Origin of the sequence: Flavobacterium defluvii (assembly GCF_900129555.1) — a bacterium.
GTDB classification, from domain to species: Bacteria; Bacteroidota; Bacteroidia; order Flavobacteriales; family Flavobacteriaceae; genus Flavobacterium; species Flavobacterium defluvii.
On the sequence record NZ_FQWC01000001.1, the window covers coordinates 831122 to 854430 of the forward strand.

Sequence of the window (23309 nt, forward strand, 5' to 3'; positions counted from 1 at the left end):
TACAGAGAAATTAAAAAATATCTTTACAAGTAAAAACCTCTTTCAATCTCACACCTTTTTCAGTATGTTCAACCGTTATCATCTGATTGTGAGCATCATGCTCTAAAAACAAATAATAATTATTATCAGCCGCAGCATTCAAAAATTTAGCTTTTTCGTCAAGAGTTAAAAGCGGTCTTGTATCGTAACCCATTACATACGGAAGCGGAATATGTCCGACTGTTGCCAATAAATCGGCACAAAAAACGATGGTTTTATCCTGATATTGAATATGTGGAATCATCTGTTTTTCGGTATGACCGTCTGCATAGAAAATTCCGAAACCTAATTCATTTGAGAAACCAAAATCACTTTCAGGTCTTTCAATAAAATTCAATTGTCCGCTTTCCTGCATCGGGATAATATTTTCTGTTAGGAAAGATGCTTTTTCTCTTGCATTTGGTTTTGTTGCCCAATTCCAGTGATTTTCATTTGTCCAGAATTTTGCGTTTTTAAAAGCCGGTTCGTAAAAAGTCTTATCAGAATTCCACTGAACACTTCCTCCACAATGATCAAAATGCAAATGCGTCATAAAAATATCGGTAATATCATCTCGGTGAAAACCATATTTAGCCAGCGATTTATCAATTGAATGTGATCCCCATAACGAATAATAACCAAAGAACTTCTCCGATTGTTTATTTCCCATTCCGGTATCAATTAAAATCAAACGGTTTCCATCTTCAATAAGCAAACAGCGCGCTGCGATATCAATTAGATTATTTTCATCGGCCGGATTGGTTTTATTCCAAATCGTTTTAGGAACAACGCCAAACATTGCGCCGCCGTCTAACTTAAAATTTCCGGATTCTATTGGGTATAGTTTCATGAGTTTAAATTTCTAATAAGAAACAAAGCTAGGAAATCCTGTTTCCTTTTGCTAAAATTTCTCTTTAAAACTCAAATGCGATTATTCTAAAGTAATAGAAGCGCTCCCCATTATTTCTTGTTTGTCGAAGAAGTTGACAAAATAAGTTCCTTTTTTAAATTGATTTCCATCAGAATTTAAAACTCCATAAACGTTTAGAGGTTTTCCCTGAAAGTCTGCAGCAACTATAAAACTGTAAACCAAAGCTTTGTCATTGCCAAATTCGATTAATTTATTTTCTCCCAAAACAGTATTTTTCTGATCTAAAACCTGAATATAAAATACTCTTTTTCCTGTTTTGGCAATTGCATTTCCATTTACCGAAAAACTGATTTTAAGTTTATCTGCACTTTTTGCTTTATCTGTTTCCTGTTCTTTTCCTGACTTTTTCTCCTTCATAGCTACTACTTTAAAATTATTGAGAAACAGTTTGGAAGCATCTTTTATCGTCGATTCTAATTTTTTTTGATTTGAAATCAAAGTATCATTTGCAGCTTTTTGCTTGTACATTACAACATTTTGAGTTTCAATTTCTGTAAGCAGGTTTTTATTTTGGGATTTTAAAGTTTTAATTTCTGTCACTTTAGAGGCTAATGCAGTCTGTAAATCTGAAAGCTGTTTCCGGTAAATTTTGATTTGAATTGTAGAAGGATTATTTGAAGCTTTTATAATTTCCATCAAATTTTCGACGTTCTTTTTTTCGAATGCTAACTGTTCTGAAAGTGCTGTTTTTTCAAGAATTGCAACTTCGTATTCTAATTTTAAAATATTTAAAGAATCGAGTATACTTTTTTGCGCATTAGATCCTTTGGCAGGATTAACAAGCTTAATTGCATTATTACTTGCTTTCACCTTATCCGCTTCGTCCTTTAACTCTTTGCTAAATATGTAAAATGTAGCACCAATTCCAAAAATAAAAAATATTGCAAAAAGTACCCTAATCCATTCACTTGTGTAATTTTTCTTTATCATTCTTCACAATTTATTACAAAAATACCAATATTTTATTCGATAGAACAAGTAGAAATACGGTTTTTTTAGCATTTTACAATAACTTAATGATCACAAAATCAATATTTTACAGAATCATCTGACTTTTCTTTCAAAAATAAAATATATTGTAAATAAAGGTCTCTTAGGAATGTATTTTGGGGTAAAAATAACTTCTATCTATTTTAACATTTGTTATAATAATGTGAACCGTTATGGAAAAAGGTTTTTAAGTCGTATCTTTGCAGACAATTTCATTTGAACCCTGAAATTGGCATTTAAATTTACTGTAATAATTTGATTACTATTTAAATGCAGATTAAATGAAGTTTTAAAAACAAATACCATAAAACAATGATAAAGGTTTCTGATACTGCCAAAAAGAAAATCATCGATTTGATGACTGATGATGGTTTTGATGCTGCCAGCGACTACGTAAGAGTAGGTGTAAAAAGCGGCGGATGCTCTGGTTTGTCTTATGACTTAAAATTTGACAAAACCAAAAATGAAGATGACAAAATATTCGTAGACAACGATATACAAATAGCTGTTGAAAAAAAATCATTTCTGTACCTAGCCGGAACAATTTTAGAATTCTCTGGCGGATTAAACGGAAAAGGATTTGTTTTCAATAATCCGAACGCCAGCAGAACTTGCGGATGCGGAGAATCATTTTCGCTTTAGTCAAAAGCCGAAAGTCATAAAGTCTAAAAGACTGCCTGGTGACTTTACAACTTTGGACTTTACAACTTTAAGACAACATTAAAAATATAATGAGCAAATACACCGAAGACGATTTAAAAATCGAACTGGAAACTAAAGAATATGAGTACGGATTTTATACAAATATAGAATCTGAGACTTTCCCTATTGGCTTAAACGAGGAGATTGTAAGAGCTATTTCTCTTAAAAAAGAAGAGCCTGAATGGATGACCGAATGGCGCATCGAGGCTTTCCGTGCATGGAAAGAAATGATCGAGCCTGAATGGGCAAACGTAAGTTACGAAAAACCAGATTTTCAGGCAATTTCATACTATTCAGCTCCAAAACAAGTAGATCCTAATAAAACTTTGGACGATGTAGATCCAGAACTTTTAGAGATGTACAAAAAACTTGGAATTTCTCTTGACGAACAGAAAAAAATGAACAATATCGCAATGGATATTGTTGTCGATTCTGTTTCTGTTGCTACAACTTTCAAGAAAACTTTGGCAGAAAAAGGAATTATTTTTTGTCCGATTTCTGAAGCAATCAAAGAACATCCTGAATTAGTAAAAAAATATTTAGGAACTGTTGTACCTCAAAAAGACAACTTCTACGCAGCGTTAAACTCAGCAGTTTTCTCTGATGGAAGTTTCTGTTATATTCCAAAAGGCGTTAAATGCCCAATGGAACTTTCAACTTATTTTAGAATCAATCAAGCTGGAACTGGACAATTCGAAAGAACTCTGGTTATTGCTGATGAAGGAAGCTACGTTTCTTATTTAGAAGGATGTACTGCACCAAGTCGTGACGAAAATCAATTGCACGCTGCTGTAGTTGAATTAATCGCTTTGGATGATGCTGAAATTAAATATTCTACCGTTCAAAACTGGTTCCCAGGAAACAAAGAAGGAAAAGGTGGAGTTTACAACTTTGTAACTAAAAGAGGTTTATGCGAAACAAACGCTAAAATTTCATGGACGCAAGTTGAAACAGGTTCTGCTGTGACTTGGAAATATCCTTCTTGTGTACTTAAAGGAGATAATTCAGTAGGAGAATTTTATTCAATCGCTGTTACCAATAATTTCCAACAAGCAGATACTGGAACAAAAATGATCCATTTAGGAAAAAATACTAAATCGACTATTATTTCTAAAGGTATTTCGGCTGGAAAATCACAAAATAGCTACCGTGGTTTAGTGCAAATCTCTCCAAGAGCTGAGAATGCAAGAAACTTTTCTCAATGTGACTCATTATTAATGGGGAACAATTGTGGAGCACATACTTTCCCTTATATCGAAAGTAAAAATCCAACAGCAAAAATTGAGCACGAAGCAACTACAAGTAAAATCGGAGAAGATCAGGTTTTCTACTGCAACCAAAGAGGTATTCCAACTGAAAAAGCGATTGCCTTAATTGTAAACGGTTTCAGTAAAGATGTATTGAACAAATTGCCAATGGAATTTGCTGTTGAAGCTCAAAAATTATTAGAAATTTCTTTAGAAGGTTCTGTTGGATAATTTGAAGATGGAAAGTAAAAAAGTAATCATTTTAGGTTCATCACGAAAAAACGGAAACACAACAAAAATTGTGGACGAAATTTCGAAAGAACACGGAATAGAAGTAATAAATCTAAGTGATTTTAATATTTCTTATTACGATTACGAAAGCAAAAACAGAGAAGATGATTTTTTCCCTTTAATAAAAGGAATAATCGAAAATTACGATACTTTAATTTTTGCAACGCCTGTATATTGGTATAATATGAGCGGAATTTTGAAGGTTTTCTTTGATCGTTTTTCAGATTTAATCCGAATTGAGAAAGAAACCGGAAGAAAACTTAGAGGAAAGAAAATCGGCGTGATATCAAATTCACACGATAATGAAATCGAAGACAGTTTTTACATTCCGTTTAAAAAAACAGCCGATTATTTAGGCATGGAATATTTAGGGCACGCGCATTTTAATGCCAATATCCTAAACCAACAAACAAAAATAGAATTGACATTTATATAAAATAAAAAACAATGTTATCAATAAAAAACCTTCACGCCGCGATTGGTGATAAAGAAATCCTAAAAGGAATTAATATAGAAGTTAAAGCTGGCGAAGTACACGCTATCATGGGACCAAACGGTTCTGGAAAAAGTACACTTTCTGCTGTTATTGCAGGAAACGAAAACTATGAAGTTACAGACGGAGAAGTTATCCTTGACGGAGAAGATCTTGCTGATTTAGCTCCTGAAGAAAGAGCACACAAAGGTGTTTTTCTTTCGTTTCAATATCCGGTAGAAATTCCTGGAGTTAGTGTAACTAACTTTATGAAAACTGCTATCAACGAAACTCGTAAAGCAAACGGACAAGAAGAAATGCCTGCAAACGAAATGCTGAAAGTAATTCGTGAGAAATCTGAATTATTAGAAATCGACCGTAAATTTTTATCTCGTTCTTTAAATGAAGGTTTTTCCGGAGGAGAGAAAAAAAGAAACGAGATTTTCCAAATGGCAATGTTAGAGCCAAAATTAGCTATCCTTGACGAAACCGATTCTGGTCTTGATATCGATGCTTTAAGAATTGTCGCTAACGGAGTAAACAAATTAAAAAGCGACAAAAACGCGATTATTGTAATCACGCACTACCAACGTTTGTTAGATTATATCGTTCCTGATTTCGTTCACGTTTTGTACAACGGAAGAATCGTAAAATCTGGCGGAAAAGAATTGGCTTACGAGTTGGAAGAAAAAGGATACGACTGGATTAAGGCAGAGAATTAGTCAGTCTGAAAGTCAAAAGTCATAAAGTTGAAATAAAGCATGAGTAAATTTAAATCTTTTGAGGAAATAAATTCTTGGCAAAAATCTCGAATCTTCAACAAGAAAATATATTTGATTACTGAAAATTCTAATTTCAAAAAAGACTTTGATTTTGTTAGACAAATAAGACGCGCATCACTTTCTATATCATCAAATATAGCAGAAGGTTTTGAGAGAAATACAGATAAAGAGTTTGTTTACTTTTTATATGTCGCCAAAGCTTCAGCAGGAGAAGTAAGATCTCAATTATATTTAGCTTTTGATTTAGAATATATTATAAAAGAAGAATTTGAAATGCTTTTAGAATCGGTAACAGAAATATCGAAATTATTAAGTGGTTTCATTAAATATTTGAGTCAAAAGTCATAAAGTCAAAAGTTGTAAAGTCTTTTCAGACTCAACTTAATTTATGATTTTTTCACAAAAATAGTCGACAATCCAAAGTCTTTCGACTTTCGACATTCGACTTTAAGACTAAAAAGAACAATGGATTTAAAAGAAAAATTAGTATCGTCTTTTATGGCTTTTGAAGAGCGTGTCGATGTACATTCAGATTTACATGACATACGCACAAATGCTTTAAAAAACTTCGAAAATAAAGGTTTCCCAACCAAAAAAGAAGAAGCTTGGAAATATACATCGCTAAATGCCATCTTAAAAAATGACTTTACGGTTTTTCCAAAGCAGGAAAATGCAATCGAATTTAATCAGGTAAAAAAATACTTTTTACACGAAATCGATACTTACAAATTAGTATTTATTGATGGTGTTTTCAGTTCGCATTTGTCTTCTACAACACACGATGGAATTGACGTTTGTTTGATGTCTTCAGCATTGACCAAACCAAAATATAAAATGGTTATTGATACCTACTTTAATCAAATTGCAAGTAAAGATGACAGTTTGACTTCATTGAATACTGCTTTTGCAATTGAAGGTGCTTTTATCAATATTCCGAAGAAAAAAGTGGCTGACAAACCAATTGAGATTATGTATTTCTCAACTGGAAACGAGTCTGCCTTAATGGTTCAGCCAAGAAACTTGGTTATTGTGGGTGAAAATTCACACGTTCAAATCATCGAGCGTCACCAAAGTTTAAACGAAAATCCAGTTTTAACAAACTCTGTTACTGAGATTTTTGCTCAAAAACGTGCGATTGTTGATTATTACAAAATTCAAAACGATAATAGCGAAGCCAATTTAATTGACAACACTTATGTTTCTCAACAACAAGAAAGTCATGCTTACGTTCATACTTTCTCCTTTGGTGGAAATTTAACTCGTAACAACTTGAATTTTTATCACTTTGGTGAAAGATTAACAAGTACGTTAAACGGAATTTCGATCTTAAATGACAAACAACACGTTGACCATTATACTTTGGTAAACCACGCGCAGCCAAACTGTGAAAGTTTTCAGGATTATAAAGGAATTTTCTCTGATCGTTCGACAGGCGTTTTCAACGGAAAAGTTTTGGTAGAAAAAGAAGCTCAAAAAACAAACGCTTTCCAAAAAAGCAACAACATTTTATTGAGCGACAAAGCGACTATCAACGCAAAACCTCAATTGGAAATTTTTGCTGATGATGTAAAATGTTCTCACGGATGTACAGTTGGACAACTTGATGAAACAGCAATGTTCTACATGCAGTCACGCGGAATTCCAAAAAAAGAAGCTAAAGCTTTATTGATGTACGCATTCTCAAATGCCGTTATCGAAAGCATCAAAATACCGGAATTAAAACAAAGAATTACTAAAATCATTGCCATGAAATTAGGCGTAAATTTAGGATTTGATTTGTAGTCGGGTTTTACCGCAAAGACACAAAGGTTACGCAAAGTTCGCAAAGATTTTATTTAAACTTTGCGAACTTTACTTTTTATTATTCGCGATTAAACAAGTCAATATAATCTTTAAAAACAAAAAGTTTATTTCTTTGAGCTCCGGAAATCTCTTTAATAATATTTAATCTCTCTAAATCAGCTAATAATTTATATCCAGTTACGGAAGACTTTTCTATTAATTCTTCCACTTTTGATATTTCTATAATAGGCTGAGTATAAAGATAATCAACTACCTTCCGTGCATCTGAACTTCTATTGCCTAGCGTCTTTAACTTTTCTTCAAGAGTTTTTTGTAATTGTAAAATTCCATCAAAAGTAGTAACTCCTTTTTGAGCGGTCTCGATAACTCCCGTCAGGAAAAATTTCAACCATTGATTAATATCATTATGAGTCCTTGTTCGCATCAAATTATCATAATATAAAACTCGATTTTTTTCAAAAAAATCAGATAAATAAAGAATCGGTTGTTTCAAAATTCCTTTGCTAACTAAATAAATTGTAATTAACAAACGCCCAACCCTTCCATTTCCATCTAAAAAGGGGTGAATCGTTTCAAATTGATAATGAATAATTGCAATTTTTATTAAATCAGGCAAAGGGTTAATTTCATCATTTGCAAAAAATTCCAAATCGGAAATTAATTCATTGATACTCCCGTGAAATGGAGGAATAAAAACAGCATCACTTATGCTTGCTCCTCCAATCCAATTTTGACTAGATCTATATTCTCCGGGCAATTTATGTTCTCCTCTTACACCTTGTAATAAAATATTATGAGTTTGCTTTATCAATCTTGATGAAAATGGCAACCTGTGTAATAACTTTACCGCTTCATTCATTGCACTTATATAATTCTGAACTTCTTCCCAGTCATCTCTTTTTTCATATGCAATCTCTTCTTTTTTCAAAAAAGCTTCTTCCATATTGGTTTGAGTTCCCTCAATTTTAGACGATTGAGTTGCTTCTTTTGCAATATGCATCCTAATGAATAAATCAATATTTACATATTCAGAATACATATCTAATCGACCCAAATGTCTATCTGCTTTACTTAAAAGTTGAATAACTTCCATGTTATTCAAGATCCAATTTCTATTTATAAAATTAGGCTGAAAACTTTTATAATATCCTTGATTAATATATTGGCCTGATTTAAATGCATCCATTTCAAAAACAATTTAAAAAACTTAAACAAAGATAATCTTATTTAAGGAAAACCATAAAAAACTTAAATAGTGTTTTTGTTAATTAACAAATAACCGAAAAAACTTAAATTACTAAGGTTTACTTTAAGTTATTTACACTATCGATTATCCCCTTCAAAAACCCATTAAAATCAAATCCCGGTTCTTCTTCTCTCACTCCCATTCTCACAATTACCATATCCAAAGACGGAATAATTGCTACCATTTGACCTTGATAACCACTACAATAAAACATATCATGAGGAACATCTGGAAATTTTCCTCCTGCGTTTAGCCAAAATTGCGCTCCATATTTTCCTTCAGAAGTATTTGTTGGAGTTGTAGTATATTTTACCCAGCTTTCATCAAGGATTTGCTCTCCGTTCCAGTTTCCTTTATGAAGATATAATAATCCAAATTTTGACCAGTCGCGTGGTGTTGCCCATCCGTAAGAAGAACCCACAAACGTTCCCGACATGTCTTGTTCAACAATCATCGAGTTCATTCCGATTTTGTCGATTACGGCGCTGTACCAAAAATCAAGGTACTCCTGCTGTGTTTTAAATTGTCTTCTTAAAATTAAAGACAACAAGTTTGTTGTTCCAGAAGAATAATTCCAATGTGTGTTTGGTTTAAATTGAGCAGGTTTTTCCAATTGTACTTTTCCCATATCTTCCGCCTGAAAAAGCATTTTTGTAGCATCACAAATTGTACTGTAATTTTCTTCCCATTCTAAACCAGAATTCATGTGAAGCAAATCATTAAGCGTAATATTTTTGCGTTCATCATTTTTCCATTCTTCAACTGGAGCAGGTTTATAAATATCGATTTTTCCTTGTTTAGCCAAAACTCCAAAGGCAGAACTTGTAATACTTTTTGTCATCGACCAACCCAGAATTTTACTGTCTTTATTGAAACCTGTATCGTATTTTTCGGCAATCAAATGATCTTTATATAAAACAACAACAGCACGCGTTCTTTTAATTCTTCCGCCTGTTTTATCAAAAGCATTTTCAACTGCTTTTTTCAATTTTGAATAATCAACATTTGCAAACGAAGTATCTTTTGGCTCATTATTTCCGTATGGAAAAGAAAGATTGTTTTCTAATTTTGTTCTTTTTGGAAGTAAATAAGGTTTTGTAACATCAAAATCATCATTAATCAAAACTGCCCCTAAACCTTCGCGATAAATTGCTTTTCTTTCTTTAAGTCCGTAAACAGATGAAAGAGCAAATTTTCCAGAATCATCGATTGAATTTTTGGCCAAATCAACCAAATTGATATCATTATCCGTTTTCTGAATTAAATCCAAAGAACGATTATCAATAAAATGTCCTGATGCAACACTTTTGGCCGAGAAACCAGATATTAAATCAAGCTTCGGATAAGTCGTAAACCCGAAATAAAGAAAAGCAAGAACTACTACAAGCAAAAGTACTTTGAGAAATTTTTTCATGATGATTTAAGTTATTTTTATTGCAATATAAATAATTTATGTTCACGATTTTAGAACACAAATCACAAATCTGATTCAGATAATTCATAAAACAGAATCAATTTTTAGGGAATCAATATTTACGCCTTATAGCAATGGCATCATAAAAGGAAATTATAGAATTACTGTATAAACAAATTTAGTTTTAGTACTTTTGTAAATAGATTTTTTCTAAATAAGACATGCTAGATATTCAAAAAATAAGAGCTGATTTCCCGATACTTTCACAAACTGTAAACGGAAAGCCATTAGTATATTTCGACAACGGAGCTACTTCGCAAAAACCACAAGTTGTAATTGATGCTGAAGTAAAATATTATCAGGAAATTAATGCCAACATTCATCGTGGTGTTCACACTTTAAGCCAGTTAGCTACTGATGCTTATGAAATTTCACGCGGAAAAGTAAAAGATCATATCAATGCAAAACATGCTCATGAGGTTCTTTTTACTTCTGGAACTACACACGGAATCAACTTAGTTACAAATGGTTTTGCTTCTATCTTAAAACCGGGCGACGAAGTTGTTGTTTCTTCATTAGAACATCATAGTAATATTGTGCCGTGGCAGATGTTATGCGAAAAAACAGGTGCTGTTTTGAAAGTAATTCCGATTGACCAAAACGGAGAATTAATCATTGAAGAATTTGATAAATTGCTTTCTGAGAAAACAAAAGTTGTTACGGTTAATCATATTTCAAACGCACTCGGAATCATTAATCCGATAAAATATATTATTGATAAAGCACACGCTGTTGGTGCTGCAGTTTTAATTGACGGCGCGCAGGCAGTTCCGCATTTAAAACCAGATGTTCAGGAATTAGATTGTGATTTTTATGCTTTTTCAGGTCATAAAATGTGCGGCCCAACCGGAACTGGAATTCTTTTTGGAAAAGAAGAATGGCTAAATAAACTTCCTCCTTATCAAGGCGGCGGCGAAATGATTAAAGAGGTTACTTTCGAAAAAACTACTTACGCAGATCTTCCTCATAAATTTGAAGCCGGAACTCCAAATATTGCCGGTGGAATTGTTTTAGGAACTGCAATTGATTATTTAAACAGTGTTGGTTTCGAAAATATTCAGAAATATGAACACGAACTTTTAGAGTACGCTACAAAACGCTTATCTGAAATTGAAGGTTTAAGAATCTACGGAACAGGAAAAAATAAAGCTTCTGTAATTTCGTTTAATATTGATGGAATTCATCCGTATGATGTTGGTTCTATTATAGATAAATTAGGAATTGCCGTTAGAACTGGTCACCATTGTGCTCAGCCAATTATGAATTTCTTCTGTATTCCGGGAACTATTCGTGCTTCATTTTCATTTTATAACACAAAAGAGGAGATCGACCAAATGGTTGATGCCGTTAAGAAAGCTCAAACAATGCTAAGCTAAAAAAACTATTTATGAGAATATTATCTTTATTGCTTTTAACCCTTTTTATTGCGACTGGATGCTGCAGTCAGAAAAAAACAAACATGGCCGAAACTCAAATTGAATATTCTGCAATGTCAAGAGGATATTTTAAAAAGATTGTCCTTCAAAATCAAACTGCTTTTGTTACAAACGGAAGAGATCAGCAGCCTATTGAAACTAAAATTGATGATGCTAAATGGAATAAAATTACGGCTGAATTTTCAAAAGTAAATTTAGATAAACTTTCAACATTAAAAGCACCAACAGACAAACGTACTTATGATGGTGCTGCAATAGGAAATTTAAAAATAACTAAAGATGGAAAAACGTATGAAACCCCTGGTTTCGATAATGGTTTTCCTCCAAAAGAAATCGAAAAACTAGTTAATTTACTGGTTGATTTTGCTAAAGAATAATTATGACTATAAAGGAAATACAAAACGAAATAATAGACGAATTTTCGATGTTCGACGACTGGATGCAGCGTTATGAATACATTATCGAACTAGGAAAAAGTCTTCCGTTAATCAAAGAAGAGTACAAAGTAGATGAAAATTTAATCAAAGGATGCCAGTCTAAAGTTTGGCTTCAGGGCGAAGAACAAGGTGATAAAATCGTTTTTACCGCAGACAGCGATGCTATTTTGACAAAAGGAATAATTGCGATTTTAATTCGCGCTTTCTCCAACCAAAAAGCATCCGATATTATAAATGCAGATACTGAATTTATAGATGAAATCGGTTTAAAAGAACATTTATCTGCGACGCGTGCCAACGGTTTGATTTCGATGATAAAAAACATCAAAATGTACGCTTTGGCTTTTGATGCAAAAAACAAAAACTAAAAAATTTTAAACCATTGAGGTATTAAGTTTCATAAAGTACTAAGCTTTATTTTAGAGAATTAAGCACACTACAAAACTTAATTCTCTTAATAGCTTAATGGTAAAAACAAAAATAAAAATGGAACAAGAAATTGACACAAACGAATTAGGAGAATCAATCGTAAGAGTTTTAAAAGGCATTTACGACCCTGAGATTCCTGTTGATATTTATGAATTAGGATTAATTTACGACGTAATGGTAAATACAGATTACGAAGTAAAAATTCTTATGACACTTACTTCACCAAACTGCCCTGTTGCAGAAAGTTTACCTAGAGAAGTAGAAGAAAAAGTAAAAGGAATCGAAAACATTAAAGATGTTGACGTTGAAATTACTTTCGATCCGCCTTGGAGCAAAGATTTAATGAGCGAAGAAGCTAAATTAGAATTAGGAATGCTTTAAATAGTCATAAAGTCCAAAGTCATAAAGTCCAAAGATTAGAGACTTTATGACTTTCGACCTTCGACTTTCAGACTAAAAAAATGGAAGAAATCATCAATAAAGTTGCCAATAGTGCTTTAGAAGTTTTTGATCTTGAGGATTATTATCCAAAAGGAATGCGTGTGCAGATTGACATTTCGCAATGGCTTTTGGAAGGATTTTTATTGAAAGAAAAAGACTTTCGAGAGCATCTTAAAAATCACGACTGGTCACAATACCAAGATCAATATGTGGCTGTACACTGCAGTACAGATGCCATAATTCCCGCTTGGGCATTAATTTTAGTAAGCGTTCATCTTGCACCTTTTGCTAAAAAAGTAGTCAATGGAACTATCGAAGATCTTGACGCAAGCTTATACGAAGAAATTTTAAGTAAAATTGATTACTCTGCTTATCAAGGAAAACCTGTAATCGTAAAAGGTTGTTCTAGGAAACCTGTACCAATGCGTGCTTATATTTTGGCTACAAACTATTTACAGCCTTTCGCAAGAAGTATTATGTATGGCGAGGCATGTTCTGCTGTGCCATTGTACAAAGAATCTAAGAAATAACCTTCATTTTCGGGCAATTTACGCCAAACCTTAATTTAGTTTTTTGTATATTTGAGAATACACTAAAACTAAACAACCATGAGAAAGCTGGCGTTTTTACTATGTATCGTTGCGAACTTTACTTTTGTTCAGGCACAAAATTCAGAAAAAGAACTAGTTCAAAACACGGAAAAAGCTGTAAAAAAAATCAATGATACAATTGAAGAAGAAGGCTGGAAAGCAAAAGGAACTGTATCGCTTTTATTAAACCAATCCAGTTTCAATAACTGGGTTGCTGGTGGTGAAGACAGTTTTTCCGGGACTTTAGGAATAAACTACGACTTCAATTACAAAAAAGACGATTTAACCTGGGACAATAAAATTCTTGCTTCTTACGGGCTTTTACAAACTAAAAATTCTGATTTTGGCAAGAAAACAGATGACCGTTTAGAATTTAATTCCATTCTTGGTAAAAAAGCTTTTGGCGAATGGTATTATTCTTATTTTTTAAATTTTAGAACTCAGTTTACAACGGGTTATATTTATAGTCAGGATGCCAACGGCAAAGAAATTAGAACTGAGCAAACTAAATTTATGTCGCCTGGATATCTCACTACCGGGCCCGGTATTTACTGGTCTAAAAATGAAAACCTGAAAATAAATTTTGCACCACTGACTTCAAAATTCACTTTTGTAGACAATGCTTACACGAGTGGAATTGACAGATTTACTGGCCTGCCTTATGTAGATGGTGATTATTTTGGCGTTGACGAAGGTAAAACTATGCGTTATGAACTCGGTTTTTATGCTTCTGTTTATTATAAATTGGCTATTATGACCAATGTAACTGCAGAAAACACATTGAATTTATATTCTAATTATCTTGAAGATCCGCAAAATGTAGATATCAATTATTCGCTGAATATTATAATGAAGGTAAATAAATTTCTTTCGGCAAATTTAGCCTTTCAGGCGATTTATGATGATAATGCTTTTAGAGGCCTTCAAACTAGAGAAGTATTTGGTTTAGGAATTAATTTTGGTTTTTAATTAAAATACAGCATATAAAAAAATAACCCTCAAATTTGAGGGTTATTTTTTATTTATTAAGTGATTTAGGTTTTATTCGAACAATTTTATCATCTTTCATAACAACTAATTCGCTATTTGATTTCTTTTTGAATTCAATTAATTTATCATATACTAAATCCATAGCACTTAAAATTTTATCTTGAGTTAAAGATCTTTTATATGTTTTCATTATAGATACTTTTTAGTTTATTGTACTTAATTTCATTGATTATATCAATTTCACTTTCAAGCATTTTTTCCGCTAACAATTCAGGTTTCCCAAATGAATTATCAAAAATCATAACTTCATCAGCTATTGGCAAATATATATTAAATAAGTTTAATATACCATTAATGTATCTTCGCTTAATAACAGCTGTTTCTATATTATGTCCACCCTCGAAAACTCTCGTTTTTACTCTTTCTATTGCAAGTTCAACATCTTGCAACCAAAAAAACAAAAGAATTACTTTATAACCTTTTTCTTGAGCTAAGTTAATTTTAGATTTATAACTTTTAGTAGCAAGTGTAGTTTCAAAAGCAAACACTTTATTACTCTCTAACAGCTCATTGACTCTGTGAAGCATTATTCTCCCAGCCTCAAAAGCTACTTTTTCAGGTTGAAATGGAGAAAGCCCTTTTGCAATTTCATCTGCATTTACAAATTCTTTACAATCCAAAATTTCAGGTAATATTGTAAAAGAAGCGGTAGTTTTACCAGCTCCATTACACCCTGAAATTATATATAAATTCTTACTCATTTTAACAAAGATATGAAATATCAACCTTCATTAAATAGTATTTGAGATATATTTAATAAAGTTTAAATTCTTTGTGTAGGAATAAAAAACGGCTTTTGAAATAAATCAAAAGCCGTTTCTATTTTATTCTTCTTCCTTTTCAATAGCATCCTTGTAATCAGGATATAAAAAGTTATTATATGGAAATCTGGTAATGTGAATCTGACGAACCGCCTCGTAAACCATTTCTCTAAATTCTTCGAAATTTTCTTTTCTTGTTGCCGAAATAAACAATGCCTTATCATGACCTACATTACTCATCCAAGTTTGTTTCCATTCGTCAAGAGTCCAGTGTTTTCTGGTTCTTTCGGTAATCAAATCATCTTCGTCAATTGTCAGGTGTTTGTAAGCATCGATTTTATTGAAAACCATAATTGTTGGTTTGTCATTACTTTTGATTTCCTGCAAAATCTGATTTACTGATTCTATATGATCTTCAAAATCCGGATGTGAAATATCTACAACATGCAAAAGCAAATCAGCTTCGCGAACCTCATCAAGTGTACTTTTGAAAGAATCAACTAATTGGGTTGGCAGTTTTCGAATAAATCCAACCGTATCCGAAAGCAAGAAAGGCAAATTTTTAATAACCACTTTTCGAACGGTTGTATCTAAAGTTGCAAACAATTTATTTTCAACAAAAACTTCACTCTTTCCAATTGCATTCATCAAAGTCGATTTTCCAACGTTTGTATATCCAACCAATGCCACACGAACCATTGCTCCGCGGTTGCTTCGCTGAATACTCATTTGTTTATCGATCGTTTTGATTTTTTCTTTCAACAACGAAATTCGGTCACGCACAATACGTCTGTCTGTTTCAATCTCCGTTTCCCCCGGACCACGCATACCAATTCCTCCTTTTTGACGTTCAAGGTGCGTCCATAAACCCGAAAGTCTTGGTAATAAATATTGACATTGTGCCAGTTCTACCTGCGTTCTGGCATACGATGTTTCTGCTCTTTGCGCAAAAATGTCCAGAATTAAATTGGTTCTGTCAAGAATTTTGCAATCAATAATTCTTGATATATTTTTTTGCTGCGAAGGTGTTAATTCATCATCAAAAATAACAGTCGATATTGCGTTTTCTTTTACAAAAAGATTGATTTCATCTATTTTACCCGTCCCCACAAAAGTCTTCGGATTCGGGCATTCCATTTTTTGCGAAAAGCGTTTTATAACCTGACCGCCAGCGGTAAAAGTTAAAAACTCTAATTCGTCTAAATATTCATTAAGTTTTTCCTCACTTTGATTTTGAGTTACAATACCTACTATGGCCGTTTTCTCAAAATTTATAACTTCTTTCTCTAGCATATCTTAAAATAAGGCTACAAATTTAATCATTTGTAAACTACTACAATTATAGAATTTCAATTTTAAATCCTATTTAAAAAATAAACCATTTATAAATCAGGTATTAACCTTACTTATAAATGGTTTAAAGGATTATTTAAAAACTTATTTATTCGTAAATAAACGTTTTTTCTGTTTTTACAATTCCGTTTTCTTCAATTTGTGAACAAGAAATAGGAAAGTTTAATTTGTTGTATTTATATTTTCGGCTTACCGCAACTAAAGCTGTAGACGACGGACTAAAATTCATTTCGTTGTTATAAGAAATAGCTTCAAAACTAAATTCATCTTCATGATATGAAATCATTGGTACAATTATCTTATAATTTTGACCAAAAAGATTTTGAACAATTAATTGGTCTACAGATTTCTTGTCATCAAAAGTATATGTTTTTGAGATTTTATCACCTACTAAACCTTTGTGTTTAACTACATTATCATTAACATAAACATATTCAAGTTTACCAATAATTGCCTTGTTTCTGTCTCGTGAAGTACGTCTGACAATAGTTCCGTTTTCGATGATATATTCAATATCTTCAACTAAGTTCTGGTGATTTGTACTTTTTTTAGTCGTTACTTTTACACGTGCACCTTCATAAACAAACGATACCACTTTTGTAATATAATCTGGTCCTTCCTGATATTTTTTTACAAACTTTGTAATGTTACCGTCAGCATCATAAGTATAATTGATAACTTCTTTCCAGTCGCTTCCTACTTTATCTTTAACGGTCATATCCAATAGTCCGTTTTTGTTGTAAAAGAAATGCTGCACAACATCTGAAGTTGTTATTGTCTGCAGTTTACCATCTTTAAAAACCATTGTTTTATTAACAATTTCACCGTCTTTAGAGTTTTGGTAATTCGTTTTTACAATGTTGATTTGCTTTAATTTAACATTGTCCTGACTGTGCATCAAGAATGGAAACACCATCATTAGGATGGCAATAAAGTAGGTTTTCATTTTGTTCTTGTATTGATTTGGGATGACCAAAATACAAAATTCTGTCAAAATTTAATAGTTTAAAATCTCAAAAATAATACTCCATTAAATTATTAGCCAAAAAACCAGTCACTTAACTGAATTTTTCAAAGTAAAAATTCCTACTTTTCGCCAAATATCTTAATATCATCAACCATAAAAGCCCCATTTAAAGTTTTATCTTTTCCTGATCCGATGTATTTAAATGCAATATTTATATTTCCGGAATAAGCCGAAAGATCAATTCCGCCAGAACTTATAAATTCACGCGCAGGAGTTGAAAGATTAGGAACTTTTGCATCCAGCTTTGTCCATTTTGCTTTGCTGATATTGGCTCCGTCAAAGTTTGTTGAAATATAAACTTCTAGTGTATTTAAAGGAGAATTTACTTTTAAATCATGCTGCGCACTTCTAAAAGACAACACTGCATTTTTATAATCCGTCAGATCAATTTTAGGAGAAACGAGCCATGCAATATTTTCGGCTGCGGTTGTGCTTGTAGTATTAAATTCGGCATAACCATTTCCGGCATAAACCATACTTTTCCATAGTTTAGTGGCTTTCTCTACAATATTGCTCCATCCTGGAAGTGCAAAATTGACATTGTTTTTAACCGACTGAAAATCTTCTGCAAAAAATGGAGTACTTCTTTTTCCATTCATTACAATATCATTTTCAGATCTTACCATTAGTTGGTAATCTGTACCAAACTTTGTCAAAATTCCTCTTACTTTTCCACTTCCTTCCGGTACAGAATGATCTGCAAATTTTGCATAACTACTTGTTCTTAAAATAATTTGATTCCCCGTTTTATCTCGCAGATTCCAGTTTGTCGATCCTCCTATATTGTTTGATTCTTCAAAATAATGACGCCCTAATGCTGCTTCAGTAAACTCAACATCATTGAGTTCAATCAATGTATTTAGTTTAGTATCGTCAAGTGCTTTTTCTATAGAAAGCGATTCAAGTAACTGGTTTTCATCTATAAGTTCACATGATGCGCTTAAAACATTCTTGTATTCATTTTGAGAGATTCTGCCTATTGTTGGGTCTCCGGCATTGCTAACATATAAACTGCCAATTCTCAAACCTCCATAATACAAATCTGTAAATTGATTTTTAAGTTTTACATAAACCTTATTACCAATTCTGTAGTCAATATAAGTATTTGACGCATCTATGGGTACGCTAAAACCTATTGCAGGAATTCTTTCGGAGGCTTTTGTCTGCAGTGAAATCGTTTTGAAAAAATTTCCTCCTTCATCACTTGAAACCACATACGCTTCTATAATATCATCGTACAAATATTGTTTTGCTGTACTGCCCGAAAGCTCATAAACTTTTTCTACCGTTTTGTTTACTTTATAATCGGGCTGTGTACATTCTAATTTTGGATTTTCTACGTCTTTACTACAGCTGCAGATTAATAACGATGAAAGTAAAAGTGATTTTAAAATTATATTTTTCATGAGAAATAAATTTTTCGAGTTATAAACCGATTGTTAGATTTAAAAAATAAGTTCTTCCGTAACCATAATAATATTTGGGTCCAAATGATGGTGTTCCGCTTGAAGCATCTTGATTTAAAGCTCTGAAATTTGCGTTTCGAGCCTGTTCAAATCCGCCTGTTTTGTATACTAAATTCAGCACATTATTAACGCTGGCAAAAAGTCCGATATACTTTTTCTGAACTCGCCAGGATTTTCCTCCGTTAATATTCAGCAGCGTAACAGACTTAAATTTTTCTTGTTTTAATAATTCATTTCCTCTTTCGGAAGTGGCTTCGGGAAAAGGAAATCCGTTTGCTGAATTAATATAGAATTGTGAAGTTCTTGATATTGGCGAAACATCAATATAATTATCACTCAAATAATTGATATTTGTTCCAATCCACCAAAATTTAGGATCGCGATATTCTAAACCAATTGAAATTGCATTTTGCGGCATTCCCGCTTGTTTGTAGTTTTTAAGATAGGCCTGACCAAAATCAAAAGTTGTCTGCGCACCATCTTTTGCAGCGTTTGCAGCGTTTGTAATGGATACATTTGGATTACTGTTGTAAACATAGTTTCCGTAAGCAGCAGATAAAGTAGTTTTTAGAGTAGACGAAATTTGATATTCAAAACTCAATTCTGCACCAGTATTTTTCTTATCTAACTGAGTCAGAGTCTGACTGACAAAAGCATCTGTTGCATCGTAACCTGCTCCATTGTCGAAAATTCCTTCTGCATAAAAAAAGGAAGTTTTAGAACTGTTTTTTATTAATGCATAATAAGCTGTTAAACGTAATTTGAGTTTTGGCGAACGGTAAACATAATTGGCTTCTGCGCTAGTAATATTTTCACTTTCAATTCCATCAACTATCTTATTGTTTAATCTCGAATTTGAAAATGTATTTCGTAATGAGGGCGCTCTTGTTAAATGTGCACCATTTATGAAAAACCATTCTTTACCCGAAATTTTATACGTGAATCCGCCTTTAAAACCAAAGTTTTCAAAATTTATTTTTTCACTTTTTCCTAAAGAAGTTGTGGGATAAATTCCATTTTGATATAAGCCTTCTCTTTGATAATCTGAAACTGAATAGGACTGTGCCAAATAAAATTCAGTTTTATTATATGCAAATTTAAACTGCGCAAAAGCATCAATTGTATTAGCAGTTAGATTATAATTATAGCCATAAATATCTCCTTGTTTAACCTGTCTGTTCGGGTTTTGCAAATCAGACTGCGAAAGATCGCCTTTATAAAACGGATCAATATCTTCAAAAAATGCTCCGCCAAGAAGATCTAATAAGTACTGAAAGTTATGCGATTTTAAATTCTTAAAAGTTATTCCTGCATCAAAAGAAATATTAGAATTAATCTGTGCATTTAGATTTGAATTTACTGCGAAGGTTTTATCATCTGTTCTGTCTTCATATAAAACATAATGACTCTGCGCCGGCTCATAACCATTTTGACCTGGTTTTTGATTTGTTAAATACATTCTGTTCCAGTCAATTTGGGAATTTGCCAAAAATGTGATTCTGCTTTTCTCAGCATTTTCATAATCAGGCGTAAATTCTCCAGAGAATTCGCCTTTGTCTTTTGCATAAAGCGAACTAAAGTAACTCGGCATTTTTTTATAATAAACAGGATCTGGACTATCAGCATTTTGGTAATCGATATTACTGTTTCCTACTTTTCCAAATTGATACATTACGCTCGAATTGAGATTGGTTTTATCATCAATTTTAAAATAATGATTAAGCATCAATAATGGTTCTTTGACATTTTTTACTCTTGCATTTCGTTTTTTTCCATTTTGAAATCCCCAGTACGAATTGTATTTTTCACTCATTAAATTGGTGACTTCGTTTGTATTTGGAGAATTTTTGCCACGAGAATTTGGTGTGTAAAATCCTGTAAAATTGACTGAATTTCTGTTGTTTAATTTCTTTTCAACACTAATAAAAAAGGAATCTGCGTTGAAATTTGTCCCTTCAAAATAAGCTTCATCTGCCCATCTTTTTCCTGCAGAAACGGCATAAGCCCATCCGGAAGCATTCATTCCTGATGCATAAGTACTTATAGCGCGCCAAGTATATGTTGTATTACTTCCGGAAAATGTAAGCTGTGTTCCTTTTCTATATAAAGAAGCTCTGGTAGAAATTTGCTGTGTTCCCAGAACACCACCAAAAGTATAATTTGAAGCTGCAGTTCCAACTGAAAATTCCTGATTTCGGAGTACATTATTTAATCCGCTCCAATTGTTCCATTGCGGTCTGCCGTCGTAGATTTTGTTCATCGTCATTCCGTTGAGCATCATCGTTCCGTTTTCGCTGTCTAAACCACGAAATCTAAATCGGGCCTGACCCCAATTAAAAGCCGAAGCCTGCATAAAAGCATCACGCGAAGATTGTAAAAGTCCCGAAGTCATTTCTGATGAACTATTATCATCAGATAAATCGCTGTCTAATAAAGTTATTAATGCGGCAGGAGCTTCATCGGAAAAAGTATCTTCTAATTGTAGTATTCCGAGATTTATCTTTTGTCCAAAATCGGATTGGATTTTTAAAAGAAGATCTTTATACCCCTGACTGTGAACCCATAACAACTGCTCACCTTTTACAGGCGAATACAACTCAAATCTTCCGTTTTTTGAAGTAAGTCCGGTGATAGAAGTATTTTGAATATTGACTACAACACTCTCAATTGGTTTTTCTGTTTTGGCATCAATTACAAATCCAAAGAAGATCGTTTCCTGAGCAAAAGCAAAACTAAAAGACAATAAAACAAGAAAGACTGCGTATTTTTTTACCATTAAAATTCCAATTCATTTTGAAAATTGTTTTTAGGAAATTAATCCTCAATTCAAAAGATAAATTGGTTTTTGGAAAAAGAGTCTTACTTATAATACAAGCGGCTCGATTTTCAAATATAGGAAAAAACAATAATTAAAAGAAAATAAATTCTTACAAAATTAATACTGTATTATATTTTTGAATAAAAAAAAGTATCGCTAATGTATTTAATCTACTCAGGATGAGACTTATAATTTAATCAGTTGTTCTAATTTTAGAAACCATAAAAGCAATTAAAACACCAAATATTCCGATAAAAGCAAAAGAAAATTTAAGTCCGAAGTTTTGTGCTATGTCCAATGACAGGGGGTCCCATTAAAAAACCTAAGAAACTTACACTAGAAACAATGGTTAACGCTTCTCCTGCCGGAACAGTTGGATTTTTTCCCGCAAGACTATAAACTGTTGGAACTATAGTAGCAACTCCTAAACCAACTGCCATAAAAGCAATCGTACAAGGAACAATATAAGGAAGAAAAACTGCGGTAAAAAGTCCTGCCGAAATCATAATGCCGCTAATCTGCATTACACGCTCACGACCAAATTTATTGATTAATCCGTCGCCTAAAAATCTTCCGCCGGCCATCATAATCATAAATGACGTGTAGCCTAAAACAACTAAAGGGCCGGGAGCCTGTACAATATCTTTAAAATAAACACCGCTCCAGTCAAACATTACGCCTTCGCTTGCCATACTGCAAAAACCAATTACCCCAAGCCAGATTAAACCACTGTCTGGTTTTACAAATATTCTTCTCTTTTCTGTATTGTGTTTGATTTTTTCCTTGGCTCTGATTAAAAATTTAAAATTGAAAGCGATCATTAATAAAACTACTACGCCAACAATTAAAAAGTGATGTAATGGTTTTAATTTTAAAGCCAGCATTCCCAATCCGACCAAAGCACCTGTAAATCCGGCAAAACTCCACATTCCGTGAAAAGAAGACATGATTGTTTTTTTGAAAAGAACTTCAGTATAAACACCTTGCGTATTTACTGCAATATTGGCTAAGTTTCCAAATAAGCCAAATAAAAACAGACCTATTGATAATTGTGATCCGGTTGTTGCCAAACCTAAATTGGCCAGACTCAAAACATACATTATTAAGGAAAAAATCAAAACGCGGTGACTTCCAAATTTAGTTACCATTTTTCCTGAAAACGGCATTACGATTAATTGCCCCATTGGCAGTGCAAAAAGTATAGAACCCAAATCACCTTCGGTTAGATGCAAAGCGGTTTTAATATCCGGAATTCTGCTTGCCCAGGTTGCAAAACTTAATCCCATTCCGAAATAAAACATTCCAACGGCAAAACGAATTCTGTTTAAATAGGAAGCCTTTGCTTCTCTAAAAACTTTCTTGATTTTTCCTTTAGTCTGAAAAAGTTGTAATGGATTAAAATTTATCAAAATTAATGCGTTTTGGGATTATATTATAAAAATACAAAAATCCTTCGTATTTACTTAAAGGTACAAATTGTTAGATTATTTACAACGTTATTGTTTATAAATCGGTCGGTTTTGCCCGCAGATTTTACGGATTAAA

The 23309-nt window shown here is 32.7% G+C and carries 22 protein-coding genes and 1 pseudogene; 12 read left to right on the forward strand and 11 right to left on the reverse strand.

Annotated features, from left to right (window positions below; genetic code table 11):
- Positions 1 to 10: 10 nt before the first annotated feature.
- Complete coding sequence (locus BUC29_RS03595) at positions 11 to 868, reverse strand: MBL fold metallo-hydrolase (protein WP_073413403.1); 858 nt, start codon at positions 866 to 868, stop codon at positions 11 to 13.
- 81 nt (positions 869 to 949) lie between these two features.
- Positions 950 to 1879 (reverse strand): hypothetical protein, encoded by a 930-nt coding sequence (locus BUC29_RS03600; protein WP_244160757.1) that lies wholly within the window; start codon positions 1877 to 1879, stop codon positions 950 to 952.
- 372 nt (positions 1880 to 2251) lie between these two features.
- On the opposite strand from BUC29_RS03600, the gene BUC29_RS03605 reads away from it, so the two are divergent.
- The 6 genes from BUC29_RS03605 (at position 2252) to sufD (ending at position 7215) form a co-directional block, all read left to right on the forward strand.
- The gene (locus BUC29_RS03605) at positions 2252 to 2581 is read left to right on the forward strand and encodes a HesB/IscA family protein (RefSeq protein WP_073413404.1); all 330 of its coding nucleotides are present in this window, start codon (positions 2252 to 2254) and stop codon (positions 2579 to 2581) included.
- Between the two features lie 89 nt (positions 2582 to 2670).
- The gene (gene sufB / locus BUC29_RS03610) at positions 2671 to 4119 is read left to right on the forward strand and encodes a Fe-S cluster assembly protein SufB (protein ID WP_073413405.1); all 1449 of its coding nucleotides are present in this window, start codon (positions 2671 to 2673) and stop codon (positions 4117 to 4119) included.
- Between the two features lie 7 nt (positions 4120 to 4126).
- A complete protein-coding gene (locus tag BUC29_RS03615) occupies positions 4127 to 4615 on the forward strand; it encodes a flavodoxin family protein (RefSeq protein WP_073413406.1) in 489 nt (162 codons plus the stop codon).
- An 11-nt stretch (positions 4616 to 4626) separates the two neighbouring features.
- Positions 4627 to 5373, forward strand: a complete 747-nt coding sequence (sufC, locus tag BUC29_RS03620) for a Fe-S cluster assembly ATPase SufC (protein WP_008466070.1) — start codon at positions 4627 to 4629, stop codon at positions 5371 to 5373.
- Positions 5374 to 5412: 39 nt separating this feature from the next.
- A complete protein-coding gene (locus BUC29_RS03625; RefSeq protein WP_073413407.1) occupies positions 5413 to 5781 on the forward strand; it encodes a four helix bundle protein in 369 nt (122 codons plus the stop codon).
- A gap of 117 nt (positions 5782 to 5898) precedes the next feature.
- Complete coding sequence (gene sufD, locus BUC29_RS03630) at positions 5899 to 7215, forward strand: Fe-S cluster assembly protein SufD (RefSeq protein ID WP_073413408.1); 1317 nt, start codon at positions 5899 to 5901, stop codon at positions 7213 to 7215.
- A 79-nt stretch (positions 7216 to 7294) separates the two neighbouring features.
- On the opposite strand, the gene BUC29_RS03635 is transcribed toward sufD, so the two are convergent.
- Both BUC29_RS03635 and BUC29_RS03640 read right to left on the reverse strand, forming a co-directional pair.
- Complete coding sequence (locus BUC29_RS03635; RefSeq protein WP_073413409.1) at positions 7295 to 8422, reverse strand: Fic family protein; 1128 nt, start codon at positions 8420 to 8422, stop codon at positions 7295 to 7297.
- A gap of 118 nt (positions 8423 to 8540) precedes the next feature.
- Positions 8541 to 9896, reverse strand: a complete 1356-nt coding sequence (locus BUC29_RS03640; protein WP_073413410.1) for a serine hydrolase domain-containing protein — start codon at positions 9894 to 9896, stop codon at positions 8541 to 8543.
- Between the two features lie 221 nt (positions 9897 to 10117).
- Here BUC29_RS03640 and BUC29_RS03645 point away from each other — a divergent pair, with 221 nt between their 5' ends.
- The 6 genes from BUC29_RS03645 (at position 10118) to BUC29_RS03670 (ending at position 14258) form a co-directional block, all read left to right on the forward strand.
- Positions 10118 to 11332: an aminotransferase class V-fold PLP-dependent enzyme gene (locus BUC29_RS03645; RefSeq protein ID WP_073413411.1), complete on the forward strand. Its 1215-nt coding sequence runs from the start codon at positions 10118 to 10120 to the stop codon at positions 11330 to 11332.
- Positions 11333 to 11343: 11 nt separating this feature from the next.
- The gene (locus tag BUC29_RS03650; protein WP_073413412.1) at positions 11344 to 11769 is read left to right on the forward strand and encodes a hypothetical protein; all 426 of its coding nucleotides are present in this window, start codon (positions 11344 to 11346) and stop codon (positions 11767 to 11769) included.
- 2 nt (positions 11770 to 11771) lie between these two features.
- Positions 11772 to 12197 carry a SufE family protein gene (locus tag BUC29_RS03655; RefSeq protein WP_073413413.1) on the forward strand — a complete coding sequence of 142 codons (426 nt, stop codon included), beginning with the start codon at positions 11772 to 11774 and terminating at the stop codon, positions 12195 to 12197.
- Between the two features lie 118 nt (positions 12198 to 12315).
- A complete protein-coding gene (locus BUC29_RS03660) occupies positions 12316 to 12639 on the forward strand; it encodes a DUF59 domain-containing protein (protein ID WP_073413612.1) in 324 nt (107 codons plus the stop codon).
- An 80-nt stretch (positions 12640 to 12719) separates the two neighbouring features.
- Positions 12720 to 13229 (forward strand): DUF2480 family protein, encoded by a 510-nt coding sequence (locus tag BUC29_RS03665; RefSeq protein ID WP_073413414.1) that lies wholly within the window; start codon positions 12720 to 12722, stop codon positions 13227 to 13229.
- Positions 13230 to 13307: 78 nt separating this feature from the next.
- Entirely contained in the window at positions 13308 to 14258 is a 951-nt protein-coding gene (locus BUC29_RS03670; protein ID WP_073413415.1) for a DUF3078 domain-containing protein, read from the forward strand.
- A 49-nt stretch (positions 14259 to 14307) separates the two neighbouring features.
- On the opposite strand, the gene BUC29_RS21450 is transcribed toward BUC29_RS03670, so the two are convergent.
- The 7 genes and pseudogenes from BUC29_RS21450 to BUC29_RS03700 all read right to left on the reverse strand — a co-directional run bounded on the left by BUC29_RS21450 (position 14308) and on the right by BUC29_RS03700 (position 23173).
- Complete coding sequence (locus BUC29_RS21450) at positions 14308 to 14469, reverse strand: hypothetical protein (RefSeq protein ID WP_167369516.1); 162 nt, start codon at positions 14467 to 14469, stop codon at positions 14308 to 14310.
- Positions 14456 to 15040 (reverse strand): ATPase, encoded by a 585-nt coding sequence (locus BUC29_RS03675; protein WP_073413417.1) that lies wholly within the window; start codon positions 15038 to 15040, stop codon positions 14456 to 14458. Before BUC29_RS03675 ends, BUC29_RS21450 begins: the two co-directional genes overlap by 14 nt.
- A gap of 123 nt (positions 15041 to 15163) precedes the next feature.
- Positions 15164 to 16393, reverse strand: a complete 1230-nt coding sequence (hflX, locus tag BUC29_RS03680) for a GTPase HflX (RefSeq protein WP_073413419.1) — start codon at positions 16391 to 16393, stop codon at positions 15164 to 15166.
- A 148-nt stretch (positions 16394 to 16541) separates the two neighbouring features.
- Positions 16542 to 17399, reverse strand: coding sequence for a hypothetical protein (locus tag BUC29_RS03685; protein ID WP_073413421.1), 858 nt, complete (start codon positions 17397 to 17399; stop codon positions 16542 to 16544).
- A 140-nt stretch (positions 17400 to 17539) separates the two neighbouring features.
- A complete protein-coding gene (locus BUC29_RS03690; RefSeq protein ID WP_073413423.1) occupies positions 17540 to 18886 on the reverse strand; it encodes a DUF5689 domain-containing protein in 1347 nt (448 codons plus the stop codon).
- A gap of 19 nt (positions 18887 to 18905) precedes the next feature.
- Positions 18906 to 21722, reverse strand: coding sequence for a carboxypeptidase-like regulatory domain-containing protein (locus BUC29_RS03695; RefSeq protein WP_073413425.1), 2817 nt, complete (start codon positions 21720 to 21722; stop codon positions 18906 to 18908).
- 235 nt (positions 21723 to 21957) lie between these two features.
- A pseudogene (locus tag BUC29_RS03700) lies at positions 21958 to 23173 on the reverse strand (MFS transporter).
- Positions 23174 to 23309 lie beyond the last annotated feature (136 nt).

Excerpts from the sequence above, each read along its gene's own strand:
- BUC29_RS03640 (WP_073413410.1), bottom strand. The coding sequence starts at position 9,896 with ATGAAAAAATTTCTCAAAGTACTTTTGCTTGTAGTAGTTCTTGCTTTT.
- BUC29_RS21450 (WP_167369516.1), bottom strand. The coding sequence starts at position 14,469 with ATGAAAACATATAAAAGATCTTTAACTCAAGATAAAATTTTAAGTGCT.
- BUC29_RS03665 (WP_073413414.1), top strand. The coding sequence starts at position 12,720 with ATGGAAGAAATCATCAATAAAGTTGCCAATAGTGCTTTAGAAGTTTTT.
- hflX (WP_073413419.1), bottom strand. The coding sequence starts at position 16,393 with ATGCTAGAGAAAGAAGTTATAAATTTTGAGAAAACGGCCATAGTAGGT.
- BUC29_RS03670 (WP_073413415.1), top strand. The coding sequence starts at position 13,308 with ATGAGAAAGCTGGCGTTTTTACTATGTATCGTTGCGAACTTTACTTTT.
- BUC29_RS03615 (WP_073413406.1), top strand. The coding sequence starts at position 4,127 with ATGGAAAGTAAAAAAGTAATCATTTTAGGTTCATCACGAAAAAACGGA.
- BUC29_RS03690 (WP_073413423.1), bottom strand. The coding sequence starts at position 18,886 with ATGAAAAATATAATTTTAAAATCACTTTTACTTTCATCGTTATTAATC.
- sufD (WP_073413408.1), top strand. The coding sequence starts at position 5,899 with ATGGATTTAAAAGAAAAATTAGTATCGTCTTTTATGGCTTTTGAAGAG.
- BUC29_RS03635 (WP_073413409.1), bottom strand. The coding sequence starts at position 8,422 with ATGGATGCATTTAAATCAGGCCAATATATTAATCAAGGATATTATAAA.
- BUC29_RS03605 (WP_073413404.1), top strand. The coding sequence starts at position 2,252 with ATGATAAAGGTTTCTGATACTGCCAAAAAGAAAATCATCGATTTGATG.
- BUC29_RS03685 (WP_073413421.1), bottom strand. The coding sequence starts at position 17,399 with ATGAAAACCTACTTTATTGCCATCCTAATGATGGTGTTTCCATTCTTG.
- BUC29_RS03600 (WP_244160757.1), bottom strand. The coding sequence starts at position 1,879 with ATGATAAAGAAAAATTACACAAGTGAATGGATTAGGGTACTTTTTGCA.
- BUC29_RS03660 (WP_073413612.1), top strand. The coding sequence starts at position 12,316 with ATGGAACAAGAAATTGACACAAACGAATTAGGAGAATCAATCGTAAGA.
- BUC29_RS03675 (WP_073413417.1), bottom strand. The coding sequence starts at position 15,040 with ATGAGTAAGAATTTATATATAATTTCAGGGTGTAATGGAGCTGGTAAA.
- BUC29_RS03645 (WP_073413411.1), top strand. The coding sequence starts at position 10,118 with ATGCTAGATATTCAAAAAATAAGAGCTGATTTCCCGATACTTTCACAA.
- BUC29_RS03650 (WP_073413412.1), top strand. The coding sequence starts at position 11,344 with ATGAGAATATTATCTTTATTGCTTTTAACCCTTTTTATTGCGACTGGA.
- BUC29_RS03595 (WP_073413403.1), bottom strand. The coding sequence starts at position 868 with ATGAAACTATACCCAATAGAATCCGGAAATTTTAAGTTAGACGGCGGC.
- sufB (WP_073413405.1), top strand. The coding sequence starts at position 2,671 with ATGAGCAAATACACCGAAGACGATTTAAAAATCGAACTGGAAACTAAA.
- BUC29_RS03625 (WP_073413407.1), top strand. The coding sequence starts at position 5,413 with ATGAGTAAATTTAAATCTTTTGAGGAAATAAATTCTTGGCAAAAATCT.
- BUC29_RS03655 (WP_073413413.1), top strand. The coding sequence starts at position 11,772 with ATGACTATAAAGGAAATACAAAACGAAATAATAGACGAATTTTCGATG.
- sufC (WP_008466070.1), top strand. The coding sequence starts at position 4,627 with ATGTTATCAATAAAAAACCTTCACGCCGCGATTGGTGATAAAGAAATC.
- BUC29_RS03695 (WP_073413425.1), bottom strand. The coding sequence starts at position 21,722 with ATGGTAAAAAAATACGCAGTCTTTCTTGTTTTATTGTCTTTTAGTTTT.